The organism is Hydrogenophaga sp. (assembly GCF_026125785.1).
In the GTDB taxonomy this organism is placed as follows: domain Bacteria; phylum Pseudomonadota; class Gammaproteobacteria; order Burkholderiales; family Burkholderiaceae_C; genus Hydrogenophaga.
Window position 1 is genome coordinate 1 of record NZ_JAHCKL010000025.1, and the last position, 13,796, is coordinate 13,796.

15 protein-coding genes are annotated in these 13,796 nt (G+C 67.2%); 8 read left to right on the forward strand and 7 right to left on the reverse strand.

Features of this window, described 5'->3' with window-relative positions; genetic code table 11:
- Positions 1–618, forward strand: a 618-nt coding sequence (locus KIT53_RS17685; RefSeq protein WP_297755413.1) for a glycosyltransferase, incomplete at its 5' end; no start/stop codon positions are given.
- On the opposite strand, the gene KIT53_RS17690 is transcribed toward KIT53_RS17685, so the two are convergent.
- The 6 genes from KIT53_RS17690 to KIT53_RS17715 form a co-directional block, all read right to left on the reverse strand.
- Positions 542–1,480 carry a CysB family HTH-type transcriptional regulator gene (locus KIT53_RS17690; protein ID WP_297755416.1) on the reverse strand — a complete coding sequence of 313 codons (939 nt, stop codon included), beginning with the start codon at positions 1,478–1,480 and terminating at the stop codon, positions 542–544. The genes KIT53_RS17685 and KIT53_RS17690 overlap by 77 nt on opposite strands.
- A gap of 12 nt (positions 1,481–1,492) precedes the next feature.
- The gene (locus KIT53_RS17695; RefSeq protein ID WP_297755418.1) at positions 1,493–1,708 is read right to left on the reverse strand and encodes a molybdopterin-binding protein; all 216 of its coding nucleotides are present in this window, start codon (positions 1,706–1,708) and stop codon (positions 1,493–1,495) included.
- Positions 1,709–1,783: 75 nt separating this feature from the next.
- A complete protein-coding gene (ssuE, locus tag KIT53_RS17700) occupies positions 1,784–2,368 on the reverse strand; it encodes an NADPH-dependent FMN reductase (protein ID WP_297755422.1) in 585 nt (194 codons plus the stop codon).
- Positions 2,369–2,428: 60 nt separating this feature from the next.
- Positions 2,429–3,442 (reverse strand): sulfate ABC transporter substrate-binding protein, encoded by a 1,014-nt coding sequence (locus KIT53_RS17705; RefSeq protein WP_297755424.1) that lies wholly within the window; start codon positions 3,440–3,442, stop codon positions 2,429–2,431.
- 467 nt (positions 3,443–3,909) lie between these two features.
- Positions 3,910–4,551 (reverse strand): 3-oxoacid CoA-transferase subunit B, encoded by a 642-nt coding sequence (locus tag KIT53_RS17710; RefSeq protein ID WP_297755427.1) that lies wholly within the window; start codon positions 4,549–4,551, stop codon positions 3,910–3,912.
- A 14-nt stretch (positions 4,552–4,565) separates the two neighbouring features.
- The gene (locus KIT53_RS17715) at positions 4,566–5,282 is read right to left on the reverse strand and encodes a 3-oxoacid CoA-transferase subunit A (RefSeq protein WP_297755430.1); all 717 of its coding nucleotides are present in this window, start codon (positions 5,280–5,282) and stop codon (positions 4,566–4,568) included.
- A gap of 92 nt (positions 5,283–5,374) precedes the next feature.
- Here KIT53_RS17715 and KIT53_RS17720 point away from each other — a divergent pair, with 92 nt between their 5' ends.
- The 5 genes from KIT53_RS17720 (at position 5,375) to KIT53_RS17740 (ending at position 10,789) form a co-directional block, all read left to right on the forward strand.
- Positions 5,375–6,418 carry an NAD(P)-dependent oxidoreductase gene (locus KIT53_RS17720; protein WP_297755433.1) on the forward strand — a complete coding sequence of 348 codons (1,044 nt, stop codon included), beginning with the start codon at positions 5,375–5,377 and terminating at the stop codon, positions 6,416–6,418.
- Between the two features lie 10 nt (positions 6,419–6,428).
- Entirely contained in the window at positions 6,429–7,772 is a 1,344-nt protein-coding gene (locus KIT53_RS17725; RefSeq protein WP_297755436.1) for an amidohydrolase family protein, read from the forward strand.
- An 84-nt stretch (positions 7,773–7,856) separates the two neighbouring features.
- The gene (locus KIT53_RS17730) at positions 7,857–8,843 is read left to right on the forward strand and encodes a tripartite tricarboxylate transporter substrate binding protein (RefSeq protein WP_297755439.1); all 987 of its coding nucleotides are present in this window, start codon (positions 7,857–7,859) and stop codon (positions 8,841–8,843) included.
- On the forward strand, positions 8,844–9,716 hold the full coding sequence (locus tag KIT53_RS17735; protein ID WP_297755442.1) for an NAD(P)-dependent oxidoreductase: 873 nt from the start codon (positions 8,844–8,846) through the stop codon (positions 9,714–9,716).
- Positions 9,713–10,789 carry a maleylacetate reductase gene (locus KIT53_RS17740; protein ID WP_297755445.1) on the forward strand — a complete coding sequence of 359 codons (1,077 nt, stop codon included), beginning with the start codon at positions 9,713–9,715 and terminating at the stop codon, positions 10,787–10,789. Before KIT53_RS17735 ends, KIT53_RS17740 begins: the two co-directional genes overlap by 4 nt.
- Here the strand turns inward: KIT53_RS17740 and KIT53_RS17745 are convergent.
- Positions 10,776–11,705: a LysR family transcriptional regulator gene (locus tag KIT53_RS17745; RefSeq protein WP_297755448.1), complete on the reverse strand. Its 930-nt coding sequence runs from the start codon at positions 11,703–11,705 to the stop codon at positions 10,776–10,778. The two genes, KIT53_RS17740 and KIT53_RS17745, sit on opposite strands and share 14 nt — an antisense overlap.
- 122 nt (positions 11,706–11,827) lie before the next feature.
- Here KIT53_RS17745 and KIT53_RS17750 point away from each other — a divergent pair, with 122 nt between their 5' ends.
- Complete coding sequence (locus tag KIT53_RS17750; protein ID WP_297755452.1) at positions 11,828–12,667, forward strand: intradiol ring-cleavage dioxygenase; 840 nt, start codon at positions 11,828–11,830, stop codon at positions 12,665–12,667.
- A gap of 13 nt (positions 12,668–12,680) precedes the next feature.
- Positions 12,681–13,790 carry a C4-dicarboxylate TRAP transporter substrate-binding protein gene (locus KIT53_RS17755; protein WP_297755455.1) on the forward strand — a complete coding sequence of 370 codons (1,110 nt, stop codon included), beginning with the start codon at positions 12,681–12,683 and terminating at the stop codon, positions 13,788–13,790.
- Positions 13,791–13,796: the final 6 nt, after the last annotated feature.

Consider the following 13,796-nt stretch of genomic DNA (forward strand, 5'->3'; position numbering starts at 1 on the left):
ATGCGCGCCCTGCCAGAACTTCTGAGGGCACGACCCAGTGCGCACGTTCTGGTGGTCGGCGAGGACGGCGTGAGCTATGGCTCGTTGCCCAAGAAGCACAAGAACTGGCGCATGTACATGCTGGAAGAGATGGGATCAAAGCTGGATGAGGCCGCAGCGAAACGGGTGCATTTCCTGGGCCGACTCGATCGGGAAGCATTCACCCGGGTGCTGCAGCTATCGACCGTGCACGTGTACCTTACTTATCCCTTTGTGCTGAGCTGGAGCCTGATCGAAGCGATGAGCGTGGGGTGCGCCATTGTCGCCAGCGATACAGCGCCGGTCCAAGAGGTCCTCAAGCATGAAGGCAATGCGTTGTTGGTCGACTTCTTCGACCATGCTTTTCTCGTCAAACAGATCGAGTCGCTTCTGAGCAATCAGAGACGACGAGAGGAGTTGTCCGTAGCCGCACGCCGCGCCGCTGTCGAAGGGTTTGATCTTCGCAAGGTCTGTTTGCCAAGGCAGGTTGAGCTGCTTGAGTCTCTCTGCGGAAAAGCCACCCTTACACCGTCACGATCTCATCGTTCAACGCCTCTTCCACCAACTGTCGGTTCAGGCTGGGTGCAAAGGTCTCGATGAAGCTGTAGGCGTACCCGCGCAGCCAGTTGCCGCGCCGCACGGCCAGCCGGGTGACGTTGATTTCGAACAGGTGGCGGGCGTCGATCGCGTGCAGGTGGCGGTCGCGTTCGCTGTCCACGGCGATGCTGGCGACGATGCCCACGCCCATGCCGAGTTCCACGTAGGTCTTGATCACGTCGGCGTCCATGGCGGTGATGACGACGTTGGGGCGCAGGCCTTCCTTTTCAAACGCGTCGTCGATGTGCGATCGGCCGGTGTAGCCCTGGTCGTAGGTGATGATGGGGTGTTCGGCCAGACGCTCCAGCGTCAGCGGGGCTTCGCCGCGCAGCAGGGCGTGGCCCAGCGGCACGACGATGCTGTGCGTCCAGCGGTAGCAGGGCAGGGTGACGAGCTGTGGGTAGTTGGCCAGCGCCTCGGTGGCGATGCCGATGTCGGCTTCGCCGGTGAGCAGCATTTCCGCCACCTGCTTGGGCGAGCCCTGGTGCAGGTTGAGCGTGACCTGCGGGAACAGCGTGCGGAAGTCGCGCACCGCGTGCGGCAGCGCGTAGCGGGCCTGCGAATGCGTGGCCGCGATCGACAGGCCGCCCTCCAGGCGAGAGACGAATTCCTTGCCCGCCTGGCGCAGGTTGTCCGCCTCCTGCAGCAGCCGCTCAACGATGGGCAGGAGGGCCTGGCCTGGAGCGGTGAGACCCGTCAGGCGCTTGCCCGCGCGCGCGAAGATGGTCACGCCCAGTTCCTCTTCGAGTTCGCGGATCTGGCGGCTGACGCCGGGTTGCGAGGTGTAGAGCATGGCGGCCACCTCCGTGAGGTTGAAGCCGCAGCGGACGGTTTCACGCACGGAGCGGAGTTGCTGGAAGTTCATGCGCGATGAGCGTCACAGCTTGGCGATCGAGACCTCGGTCGACTTCACCAGCGCAACCACTTCCGATCCGACCTCCAGGCCCAGGTCGTTGACCGAGCGGGTGGTGATCACGGAGGTGACGATGCCCCAGGGTGTCTCCACATCGACTTCGGAGACCACGTCGCCGCGGATGATTTCGCGAACCTTGCCCTTGAACTGATTGCGAACGTTGATGGCTTGAATGGACATGTTGTGGTCTTCTGGAGGGGAACGTGTGTGCTGAGGTGAGTGGGCATCAAGGAGCGCCGGCCCGGAGCCGCGGCGTCAGACGCTGCATCGCACCTGGGAGAACGGCACGGACGCGAAGGCGCCCGTGGCCGGCATTCGCAGGCCTTCGTGCAAGAGGGTGTTCACGGCATCGTCCAGGCGGTCGCCGATGTCCTGGCTGACCTGGTAGCGGCCCTCGCCGTCCTTGGGGATCTGCGCGTCGCTGGCATAGACGCCGGGCAGGATGTGGCGCGCGGCCAGCGACTGCAGCACCGGGCGCAGCGCATAGTCCAGCGCCAGCATGTGGTGTGGGCTGCCGCCGGTGGCCAGCGGCAGCACCACCTTGCCCTGGAGGGCGGTCTGCGGCAGCAGGTCCAGGAAGACCTTGAGCACGCCGCTGTAGGCCGCCTTGTAGACCGGGGTGGACACCACCAGCGCCCGCGCCGCGGCCACCTGCCCCACCGCGCGGGCGATGGACTTGTGGCCTACGTCCGCCAGCAGCAGGGCCTGCGGAGACAGGTCGCGGATGTGCAGCCTGTCGATCAGCGCGTGGCGCAGGCCGAGCCGGCTCGATACTTCATCGAGCAAGGCGGCTGAACGCGAATGCTCTGAAGGGCTGCCGGCGATCAAGAGGACGGACACAGGGGGTTTCCTTGGTGTGCGGGTGTGACAGCGTCTGGCTTCTGGTCTTCTGGCTGCTGCTTACTTCTTGGTGTAGATCTGGTCGAAGCTGCCGCCGTCGCTGAAATGCACCTTGGCCGCCTGTTCCCAGCCGCCGAAGGCGTCCTCGATCTTGAACAGGTTGAGCTTGGGCAACTGCTTGGCGTACTTGACCTGGGCCTTGGCCGAGGTCGGGCGGTAGAAGTGCTTGCCGATGATGTCCTGCGCCTCTTCGGTATAGAGGAACTTCAGGTACTCCTCGGCCACGGCGCGCGTGCCCTTCTTGTCCACGTTCTTGTCGACCACGGTCACGGCGGGTTCGGCCAGGATGGACAGCGAGGGATAGACGAAGTCCACCTTGTTGCCGAACTCCTTCTCCAGCAGGTAGGCCTCGTTCTCCCAGGAGATGAACACGTCGCCCTGGTTGCGCTGCGCGAAGGTGATGGAAGAGCCGCGCGCGCCGGTGTCGAGCACGGGCACGTTGGCGTACAGCTTGGCCACGAAGTCCTTGGCCTTGTCGTCGCCGCCGTACTTGCGTTTGGCGAATTCCCACGCGGCCAGGTAGTTCCAGCGTGCGCCGCCAGAGGTCTTGGGGTTGGGGGTGATGACCTTCACGTCCGGGCGGATCAGATCGTCCCAGTCCTTGATGTTCTTCGGGTTGCCCGCGCGCGTCACCAGCACGATGGTGGAGGTGTAGGGGGAGCTGTTGAGCGGCAGACGCTTCTGCCAGTCCTTGGGGATCCAGTTGCCGTTGTTGTGCAGGGCATCGGTGTCACCGGCCAGGGCCAGGGTGGCCACGTCCGCATCCAGGCCGTCGATGATGGAGCGGGCCTGCTTGCCCGAGCCGCCATGCGACTGCTTGACGGTCACGTCCTGCCCGGTCTTGGCCTTCCAGTACTTGGTGAAGGCGGCGTTGTACTCGACGTAGAGCTCACGCGTCGGGTCGTACGACACATTGAGCAGGGTGACAGGGGCGGGCTGGGCAATGGCGGAGACAGCGCCCGCGGTCAACGCGGTGGCGGCCAGGGCCTGGATAAGTTGGCGGCGAGTGGTCATGGGGTTCCTCAGTGGGGTGTTGACGGGATGGGCTGGATGATCCCGTCGTCGCACCAAATAAGGAACGAATGAATTTTTGCTTGTTTATTACGGAAACATCTAACACCCCCCTGCGCCGCTGCGCGGCTTCCCCCCTCCCTGGCGCGCCTGTCGGCGCTTGGAGGGGGGACGATGCCTTGGGCCGGCGGAGCCGGACCCTCGGCATCTCTGGTTGCACCGCGTGCGCCGGAGGTAGGGCCGCCGGAGACAGGTCTTCCCCCAGAGGCTGCGAGGATCCGGCTCCGCCGGTCCCTCGGCATCTCTGGTTGCACCGCGCGCGCCGGAGGTAGGGCCGCCGGAGACAGGTCTTCCCCCAGAGGCTGCGAGGATCCGGCTCCGCCGGTCCCAGCAGCCGTCCCCCCTCCAAGCGCCGACAGGCGCGCCAGGGAGGGGGGAAGCCGCGCAGCGGCGCAGGGGGGTGTTCCTGTCTAGCCTTCGATGGGCAGGCCCACCAGCCGCTCCAGTTCTGCGTGGGTCAGTCCGTCCACCAGGTCGATGAGTTGCAGGCCTTCGGGCGTGCAGGCCAGTGTGGCGAGGTCGCTGTAGATGCGTTTGACGCAGCCTATGCCGGTGAGCGGGTAGCTGCACTGGGCCACCACTTTGCTCTCGCCTTTCTTGGTGAGCAGGTCCATCATCACCCAGGTCTGCTTGGCGCCGATGGCGAGGTCCATGGCGCCGCCGACGGCGGGGATGGCGCCGGCTTCGCCGGTGCTCCAGTTGGCGAGGTCGCCGGTGGCGGAGACCTGGAAGGCGCCGAGCACGCAGATGTCCAGGTGGCCGCCGCGCATCATGGCGAAGCTGTCGGCGTGGTGGAAGTACACGCCGCCGGGCAGCAGCGTGACGGGTTGCTTGCCGGCGTTGATGAGGTCGTAGTCTTCTTCGCCGGCCGCGGGCGCCGGGCCCATGCCGAGGATGCCGTTCTCGCTGTGCAGCACCACCTCGATGCCGGGCGGCAGGTGGTTGGCCACCAGCGTGGGCTGGCCGATGCCCAGGTTGACGTAGGCGCCGTCGTGGATGTCCTGCGCCACGCGGCGCGCGAGTTCGTCCTTGGTTCTGCGGGTGTAGTTCATGTCTGCCTCTGCTGTCACGCGGCGGTCTTGAAGCCGCCGGCCTGTGTGGCCACGCGCGGCACCTGCACGATGGCGCTGACGTGGATGCCGGGTGTCACCACCGCCTCGGGGTCGAAGCCGCCCAGCTCCACGATCTCGTGCACGCTGGCGATGGTGCGCTTCGCGGCGGTCGCCATCACCGGACCGAAGTTGCGCGCCGCCTTGCGGTAGCTGAGGTTGCCCCAGCGGTCTCCGCGCTCGGCTCGGATGAGCGCCACGTCGCCGTGGATCGGGTACTCCAGCACATAGGGCCGGCCGTTGATGACGCGCGTCTCCTTGGGGCTGCCGTCGGCGTGGTTCGCCAGTTCGGTGCCGTAGCCCGTAGGCGTGAAGAAGGCGCCGATGCCGGCACCGGCGGCGCGCAGGCGCTCGGCCAGATTGCCCTGGGGCACGAGTTCGAGTTCGAGCGCGCCGCTGCGGTACAGCGCATCGAACACATGGCTGTCGGCCTGGCGCGGAAAACTGCAGATGATCTTGCGCACGCGCCCGGCCTTGAGCAGGGCGGCCAGGCCATGGTCGCCATTGCCCGCGTTGTTGTTGACCACGGTGAGGTCGCGCGCGCCCTGTTCGATGAGGCCGTCGATGAGTTCGCCCGGAATGCCGGCGGTGCCAAAGCCGCCGATCAGCACGGTGGCGCCGTCCTGCACGCCGGCCAGCGCCTCGGCCACCGAGGCGGCGATCTTGTTGATCAAGGGAAGTCTCCAGTGGGTGCGGTTGAGAGAGCAAGGGGAGGGCGCCGGGGAGGCGGCTTCCGGCTGGCATTGTCATCGGGTTTTCCACGTCCGTGGGGAGCTGGCTTTTCTCAGACCGGAAAAGTGATTTTCAGTTCTTCCGTTGTCACGGGCGAGGGTGGGCGACACACTCTGCGGCCATTGACAACGACCGACAGGAGACAAGAGTGGTGAGCAGCAAACGCATGGGATGGATCGGGCTGGGCCGCATGGGCGAGGCGATGGTGAAGCGGCTGACCCAGGCCGGCCACACGGTGGAGGTGTGGAACCGCACGGCCGCCAAGGCCGCACCCCTGGCCGAATACGGGGCCGTGGTGGTGAACAGCAAGCAGGACCTTTCCACCTGCGACACTGTGTTCACCATGGTGTCCACGACCAACGACCTCAAGGAGGTTCTGTTTGGCGAAGGTGGCCTGGTCGCTGGCGCCCGGCGTCCGCGCGTGGTGGTCGACAGCTCCTCTATCTCGCAGGAGGGTTCGGCCGAGATCCGCGCGAAGCTGGAAGCCCTGGGCATCGCTTACCTGTGCGCGCCGGTCTCCGGCAACGCCAAGGTGGCCAAGGCCGGCAAGCTGCTGGTGGTGGCTTCGGGGCCCAGGTCCATCTACGACGAGGCCGAGCCTTACCTCGCCGCCATGTCGCGCAAAGCCATGTGGGTGGGCGAAGGCGAGCTGGCGCGCGTCTGGAAGATCGCGCACAACACCATGTTCGGTGTGATCATCCAGAACCTCTGCGAGATCACCGTGCTGGCGGAAAAGGCCGGCATTCCGCGCCATGTGTTCCTGGAGAGCATCAACGACTCGGTGCTGGGCTCCATGTACACGCGCTACAAGACGCCGGTGCTCACCAAGCTGAACTTCGAGCAGGTGACCTTCACTCCCAAGCTGCTGCTCAAGGACATGGACCTTGGGCTGGGCGCGGCCAAGGCGCATGGCGTGGCCATGCCGGCGGCGGCGGCCACGCGCGAGAGCATCGCGCGCATGGTGGGCCGTGGCTACGACGACATCGACTTTGCCGTGCTGCTCAAGGAAACCGCGGCCGACGCCGGGCTGCAGATCCAGCCGCTGGACGTCGATGTCAGCGACGGCCTGAGCAACTGAGGGCCCGGGCATGAACGCCGCCCGAACCCTTGTCCGCGGAGCCACCGTCGTCACCATGGACGCGCAGGGCGACCTGGCGCGCGGCGACGTGCTGGTCACCGGCGACACGATCACGGCCATCGAGCCGGTGATCATCGCGGACGACGCGCGGGTGGTCGATGCCCGTGGCTGCATCGTCATTCCCGGCCTGGTCAATGCGCACATGCACACCTGGCAGACCGCCTTGCGAGGGGTGGCGGCCAACTGGACGCTGCTGCAGTACTTCAAGAACATGCACGCCGGCCTGGCGACGGTGTTCACGCCCGAAGACCTGCACATTGCCACCCTGGTGGGCGCGCTCAACCAGCTCAACTGCGGCACCACCACCCTGGTGGACTGGTGCCACAACAACCCCACGCCGGCGCACAACGACGCGGCGGTGGCCGGGCTGGAGCAGTCCGGCATCCGCGCGGCCTTCTTCCACGGCACGCCCAAGCCAGACCCGCAACCGGGCCAGACGCCGTTCTGGGAGCAGCCGCATCCGCGCGCCGAGGTCGAGCGCCTGCTCAAGGCCCATGCGGGCAAGCCGCTGCTGGGCATCCACGCCGCCGTGCTGGGGCCGCACTACGCCACGTTGGAGGTGGCCATGCACGACTTCCGCATGGCCAAGGAACTGGGGCTGATCGCCTCGCTGCACCAGGGTGGCGGCCCCGCCCGTACGCCCGACGGCTGGGAACGCCTGGACGCGGCGGGCCTGCTGGGGCCTCACATCAACATCGTGCACGGCCATGCGCTGAGCGATGCGCAACTGGCCCGATTCTGCGAGCTGGGCATGAGCTTTTCCGCGGCGGCGGAGAGCGAGATGTCGCAAGGCCACGGCCACCCCCTGACGGGACGCCTGCGGGCGCTGGGGCGCGCGCCTTCGCTGGGTGTGGACCTGGAAAGCGTGATGAGCGGCGACATGCTCAGCCAGGCCCGCATCGCCCTGGGCATCCAGCGCAGCCTGGACAACGTGGCGCACCGCGAGGCGCACGGCAGCATTCCGCCCACCTCCACCATCACCACGCGCGAGGCGCTGGCCTGGGTAACGCTGGAAGGCGCGCGCATGCTGGGGCAGCAGGACCGCATCGGCAGCCTGGCGCCGGGCAAGCAGGCCGACCTGGTGGTGATCCGTGCCGACACGCTGAACATGCAGCCGGTGCACGACCCGGTGAGTGCGGTGGTGATGCAGGCGTCCCTGGCCAACATCGACAGCGTGATGGTGGCGGGCCAGTGGCGCAAGCGCGATGGGCGCCTGCAGGACGTGGACATCACCCCCTTGCTGGACCAGCTGCGCGCCTCCGGCCAGAAGATCACGCAGGCCATGGGCCTCTGAGCCAGAGCGAGGCCGCCGGTGTGCGGCCTCTGCATGCGGTGGATGGCCGTTCCCATCCGGTTCCCACACAAGCAGGAGACAAGCATGAAAAGAATGTGGTCCACACCCCTGGCCGTCTGCGCGACAGTGCTGGCGCTGGCGCCCTGTGTGCTGCCGGCGACGGCCGCCGCCCAGGCCTACCCGGCCAAGCCCATCCGCTTTCTGGTGCCCTTTACCGCCGGCAGCGGCACCGACCTGATCGCACGCACCGTGGGCGACGCCATGTCGCGCAGCATGGGCCAGCCCATTGTGGTGGAGAACCGCCCTGGGGCCGGTGGTTCGCTGGCCACGGCGGTGGTGGCGCGTGGCGAGCCCGATGGCTACACCGTCCTCATCCCCTCGTCCAGCCACGCGGTCAACCCGGCCATCTACAACAACCTCACCTACGACACGCTGCGGGACCTCACCGGCATCACGCCGCTGGCGGCGCTGCCCAACGTGATGGTGGTGTCCCCCGCGCGGGGCTGGAAGAGCGTGAGCGATGTGCTGGCCGCCGCGCGTGCCAAGCCCGGTCAGCTGAACTACGCTTCGGCCGGCGTGGGCAGCGCCACCCACCTCAACGCCGAGAAGTTCAAGCTCCAGGCCGGCTTCGACGCGCAGCACATTCCCTTCAAAGGCACGCCGGAGGCCCTGGCCGACGTCATGGGTGAACGCTCCGACTGGTACTTCTCGCCGCTGTCGTCGGCCCTGCCCCTGATCCGGGAGAACAAGCTGGTGCCGCTGGCCGTGAGCACCGCCCAGCGCACCAGCGCGCTGCCTCAGGTGCCCACCACGGTGGAAGCGGGCGTGCCCGGCTCGGACTTCGTGTTCTGGGTCGGCATGATCGTGCATGCCCAGACGCCGCCAGCCGTGCAGAAGCGCCTGCACGCCGAGGCGCTCAAGGCGCTGGCCGATCCGGAGGTGAAAGACCGCCTCACGCGGCTGGGTGCAGACCCCTATCCCATGGAGCCCGAGGCCTTCAACGCCTTCATCCGCACCGAGATGGACGCTGCTGCGCGCATCGCCCGTGCGGCAAACCTCAAAGGACAGTAAATGACCACATGGCGTGTGCACTTCATTGGCGTGGGCAAGATGGGCCTGCCCATGGCCACCCACATCCGGGACGCCGGCCACGCCGTGACCGTGAGCGACCTCGACCCGGCGCGCATCGCGCTCGCGGCCGCGCGCGGCCTGGCGGTCGGTGGCGGGGACGACCTGGTCGACGCCGAGGTGGTGATGTCTTCGCTGCCGCACGACCAGGCCCTGCTCAGCGTGGGGCTCTCGGTGGCCGCCTCGCTCAAGCCTGGGTCGGTGTACGTGGACACCAGCACCGTGTCCCAACGCGCCTCGGCCGATGTGGCGCAGGCCTGCGCGCGGGCTGGCGTGGACTACCTGCGCACCACGGTCTCGGGCAACAACCACATGGCCGAGGCCGCCCAGCTCACGGTGATGGCATCCGGTCCGCGTGCGGTGCATGAGCGCCTGCTGCCCTTGTTGCGCTACTGGGGTCCCAACCACTTCTACCTGGGCGAAGGCGAGCAGGCTAGGCTGATGAAGCTGGTGGTGAACCTGCTCATTGCGCAGACCAGCGCCATGCTGGCCGAAGGGCTCACCCTGGGGCGCAAAGGTGGACTCGACTGGGCGGACATGTGGGCGGTGCTCGGTGCCAGCGCGGTGGCTTCGCCTATTCTCAAGGCCAAGTCGGTGCAGCTCTCGCAGCGCGACTTCACGCCCACCTTCACCGTGACGCAGATGAACAAAGACCTCGACCTCATCCTCGCCGAAGCCGCCGCCTGCGAGGCGCCGGTGCCGCAGACCGCATCGACCCGCCAGCTCATGGCGGCGGCGCAGGCGCAGGGCGACGGCGAGCAGGACTACGCGGCCATCATCAGGGCCGTGGAACGCAGTGCGGGGCTGGCTCCATGAAGCGCTTCGTCTACCAGGGTCTGCCTTCGCGCGTGGTGTTCGGCGAAGGTTCGCTGGCCTCCTTGCCGGCGGAGATGGACGCGCTCCAGGCGGGGCGCGCGCTGGTGCTGTGCACGCCGGAGCAGCGCGCCTCTGCCGAACAGGTGGCGGCCCTGCTGGGTGCGCGGGCCGCCGGTATTTTCGACCGCGCCGTCATGCACGTGCCCATCGAGACCGCGCGCGAGGCGCGCGAGGAGGCGCGCCGCCTGGGCGCAGACTGCGCCGTGGCCATAGGAGGCGGCTCCACCACCGGACTGGGCAAGGCCATCGCGCTCGATTCAGGCTTGCCCATCGTCGCGATCCCCACCACCTACGCGGGCTCCGAGATGACGCCGATCTACGGCATCACCGAGGCCGGCTTGAAGAAGACCGGCAAGGACATGCGCGTGCTGCCGCGCACCGTGATCTACGACCCCGCGCTGTCGGCGAGCCTGCCGGTGGGCCTGAGCGTGACCAGCGGCATCAACGCCATCGCGCATGCGGCCGAGGGCCTGTATTCGGTGGAAGGCAACCCGGTGATCGACCTGATGGCGGAAGAGGGCATTGCCGCGCTGGGTCGCGCACTGCCCCGCATCCGCGCCAACGCCAGCGATGCCGAAGCCCGCTCGGACGCGCTGTATGGCGCGTGGCTCTGCGGCATCGTGCTCGGCACCGTCGGCATGGCGTTGCACCACAAGCTCTGCCACACCCTGGGAGGCAGTTTCAACCTGCCCCACGCGGAGACCCACACCATCGTGCTGCCCCATGCCCTGGCGTACAACGCCGCCGCCGCGCCGCAGGCCATGCAGCGCATCCGCCGCGCACTGGGCGGTGACAGCGCGGCCCAGGCGGTCTACGACCTGGCCCGGGACAATGGTGCGCCCGTGGCGCTCAAGGCCATCGGCATGAAGGCCGAGGACCTGGACAAGGCCTGTGACATCGCCATGAGCAACCAGTACCCGAATCCCCGGGCCCTGGAGCGTGCGGCGATACGGCAACTGCTGCAGGATGCCTTCGATGGCGTGAGGCCCCAGGGCGACCCTAGTAGACCGTGAACCGCCCGGTCCACTTGCGCTCGTAGTCCATCTTCTTGAAGTGCTCGGCCATGAAGTCGATGAAGGTGCGCACCTTGGCGCTGAGGTGCTTGCGGCTGGGATAAGCCAGGTTGATGGTCAGGCGCGGCAGGTCCCAGTCGTCCAGCATGGGCACCAGCCGGCCCGCGACGATGTCGTCGTAGACGATGTAGCTGGGCTGCACCAGGATGCCCATGCCATCGAGCGCGGCGGCCCGCAGGATCTGCCCGTCGTTGCTTTCCAGCAGTCCCTTGACGCCCACCGTGCGTTGCTCGTCGCCGCGGGAGAAGCGCAGCTCATTGGGGTTGTTGGCATGGATGTAGATCAGCAGCTTGTGGCGCTGCAGGTCGTCCAGATCGCGCGGCACGCCGTGGCGCGCCAGGTAGCCGGGTGAGGCCACCAGGATGCGGCGCGTCTCGGCCAGGCGGCGAATGGTGATGTTGGAGTCCGGTTCGTATTCCCGGTTGCGGATCGCCACATCGATGTTGTTGTCGATGATGTCCAGGTAGCGGTTCGCGGCCTCCACGTGCACCGTGACGTTGGGGTAGCGGTCGGTGTACTCGCGCAGCAGCGGCGCGATGTGGTGCATGGAAAACGAGAGCGATGCCGTCACGCGCAGCACGCCGGTGGGATTGAGCGCCGCCGCGTTGACGGTGGACTCCGCGTCGCGCAGATCGGCCAGGATGGCGCGTGCGCGCTGGAAGAACTCCTGCCCGGTGTCGGTGAGGTAGAGGCGGCGCGTGTTGCGCTCCACCAGCCGCGCGCCCAGCCGTTCTTCGAGTGCCGCCAGATGGCGGCTGGCGCTGGCGTTGGAGAGGTCCAGCAGTTCGGCTGCGCGGCTCAGGCTGCCGGTCTCAGCCACCTGCACGAACAGTTCGATCTCGGTCCAGCGGTCCATGGTCTCCTCTTTGTTCCACCGGCAGAAAAAGTCATTTTTGCCACAGGCATTGGCCGGTTCATCCGCAGGCCATACATTGTGACGGCTCTGCAAGGCATCCGCAGAACACATGGAGACAAGGATTGAGAAATCTCGACCAGTACAACATCACGCAGGCCGTGCTCGCGCGTCTGGCGCAGACCCCTGACCCGCGGCTCAAGCAGATCATGACCAGCCTGGTGCAGCACCTGCATGCGTTCGCGCGCGAGGTCCGGCTGACCGAGGACGAGTGGAAGCGTGGCATCGACTTCCTCACCGCCACCGGCCACACCTGCACCGACCAGCGCCAGGAGTTCATCCTGCTCTCGGACACGCTGGGCCTGTCCATGCTGACGGTGGCCATGAACAACGACAAGCCCGCCGGCTGCACCGAGGCCACGGTGTTCGGTCCGTTCCATGTGGAAGGCGCCCCCGTGGTGGAGCAGGGCGCGGATGTCGCCAACGGCGCACCCGGCGAACCCTGCCTGGTGCGCGGCCGTGTGCGCGGCCTGGGCGGCGAGCCCGTGGCTGGCGCCGAGATCGACGTCTGGCAGGCTGACGCGGATGGCCTCTACGACGTGCAGCGGCCGGACCTGCCCCATCACCAGGGCCGGGCGGTGCTGCACAGCGCGGAGGATGGGGGGTTCCATTTCCGCAGCGTGGTGGCCGAGCCCTACCCGATTCCCGACGACGGCCCCGTGGGCGAGATGCTGCGCGCCACCGCACGCCATCCGTGGCGGCCGGCCCACCTGCATTTCATGATCAAGGCGCCCGGTTACGAGACCCTGGTCACGCATGTGTTCCGGGACGGCGACCCCTACCTCGACTCGGATGCCGTGTTCGGCGTGCGCCAGTCGCTGGTGGCGCAATGGGTCAGGCAAGCCGACGGCCTGACCACGCTGGACTTCGATTTCGTCCTCAATCCCGTGAAGAAAACCACCTAGAAGGAGACACACCATGTTGATGAACAAGCGCGGTTTTCACCGCACCGTCCTGGCCGCCGCTGCCGGCGCGGCCCTCCTGGGCGCAGGCCTGCCGCAGGCGCAGGCCCAGCAGACCTTCAAGCTGACCATCGCCTCCAGCCACCCGACCTCGCTGCCCTGGGTCGGCCTCATGAGCACGCTCTTCGTGCCGGAGGTCAACAAGCGCGTGGCCGCGCTCAACAAGGGCTACAAGATCGAGTGGCGCGAGGCCTATGGCGGCCAGCTCTACAAGATGAACGCCACGCTGTCGTCGGTGCAGTCGGGCGTGGCCGACATCGGCTGGGTGTTCCACAACCTGGAGGCGGCCAAGATGCCGCTCTCGCAGTTCGCCACCGTGACGCCCTTCGCCACCGGCGACGTGCGCCTGCTGCTGGAGGTGGCCAACGAAATGAATGAGAAGGTGCCCGCGCTCAAGGCCGAGTGGGACCGCAACAACCTGGTCTTCCTGGGTGCCTCTGGCGTGGACACCTACCACCTGTTCACCAAGACCCCGATCACCACCTACGCCGACCTCAAGGGCAAGAAGATCTCGGCCCCCGGCGCCGTCGGGCTCTGGCTGCGCGGCTCCGGCGCGGTGCCGGTGGACGGCTCGCTCACCAGCTACTACACCGACATCCAGACCGGCGTCAGCGAAGGCACCATCTCCATCGCCACCGGCATCCTGCCCAACAAGATCTACGAGGTCGCTCCCTACGTGACCACGGTGGACATCGGGGCTCTCTACAACGGCGGCATGGCCATGAACAAGGACAGCTTCAACGCACTGCCCGCCGATGTGCAGAAGATCGTCAAGGAAGTCGGCCTGGAGTACTCGCGCACCCTGGGCAAGACGCTGATGGAGCGCTACGAGGCCGCGCTCAAGGCCATTGCCAGCCAGGGCGCGAGCCAGGCCGTTCCGGTCAAGGTCGCTCCCCTGGCGCCGGGCGAGCGCGAGAAATGGGTGTCCACCATGCCCAACCTCGCGGGCGAGTGGGCCAAGTCCAATGCCGCCCGCGGGCCAGCCGCCGATATCGTGAAGACCTACATGGAAGAGTTGCGCAAGCGCGGCGTCAAGCCGGCACGCGACTGGGACAAGGAACTCTGACCCACC

Bases quoted from the DNA above. Each gene is read 5' to 3' on its own strand.
- KIT53_RS17690 (WP_297755416.1), bottom strand. From the start codon at position 1,480: ATGAACTTCCAGCAACTCCGCTCCGTGCGTGAAACCGTCCGCTGCGGC.
- KIT53_RS17695 (WP_297755418.1), bottom strand. From the start codon at position 1,708: ATGTCCATTCAAGCCATCAACGTTCGCAATCAGTTCAAGGGCAAGGTT.
- KIT53_RS17705 (WP_297755424.1), bottom strand. From the start codon at position 3,442: ATGACCACTCGCCGCCAACTTATCCAGGCCCTGGCCGCCACCGCGTTG.
- KIT53_RS17710 (WP_297755427.1), bottom strand. From the start codon at position 4,551: ATGAACTACACCCGCAGAACCAAGGACGAACTCGCGCGCCGCGTGGCG.
- KIT53_RS17725 (WP_297755436.1), top strand. From the start codon at position 6,429: ATGAACGCCGCCCGAACCCTTGTCCGCGGAGCCACCGTCGTCACCATG.
- KIT53_RS17730 (WP_297755439.1), top strand. From the start codon at position 7,857: ATGAAAAGAATGTGGTCCACACCCCTGGCCGTCTGCGCGACAGTGCTG.
- KIT53_RS17735 (WP_297755442.1), top strand. From the start codon at position 8,844: ATGACCACATGGCGTGTGCACTTCATTGGCGTGGGCAAGATGGGCCTG.
- KIT53_RS17740 (WP_297755445.1), top strand. From the start codon at position 9,713: ATGAAGCGCTTCGTCTACCAGGGTCTGCCTTCGCGCGTGGTGTTCGGC.
- KIT53_RS17745 (WP_297755448.1), bottom strand. From the start codon at position 11,705: ATGGACCGCTGGACCGAGATCGAACTGTTCGTGCAGGTGGCTGAGACC.
- KIT53_RS17755 (WP_297755455.1), top strand. From the start codon at position 12,681: ATGTTGATGAACAAGCGCGGTTTTCACCGCACCGTCCTGGCCGCCGCT.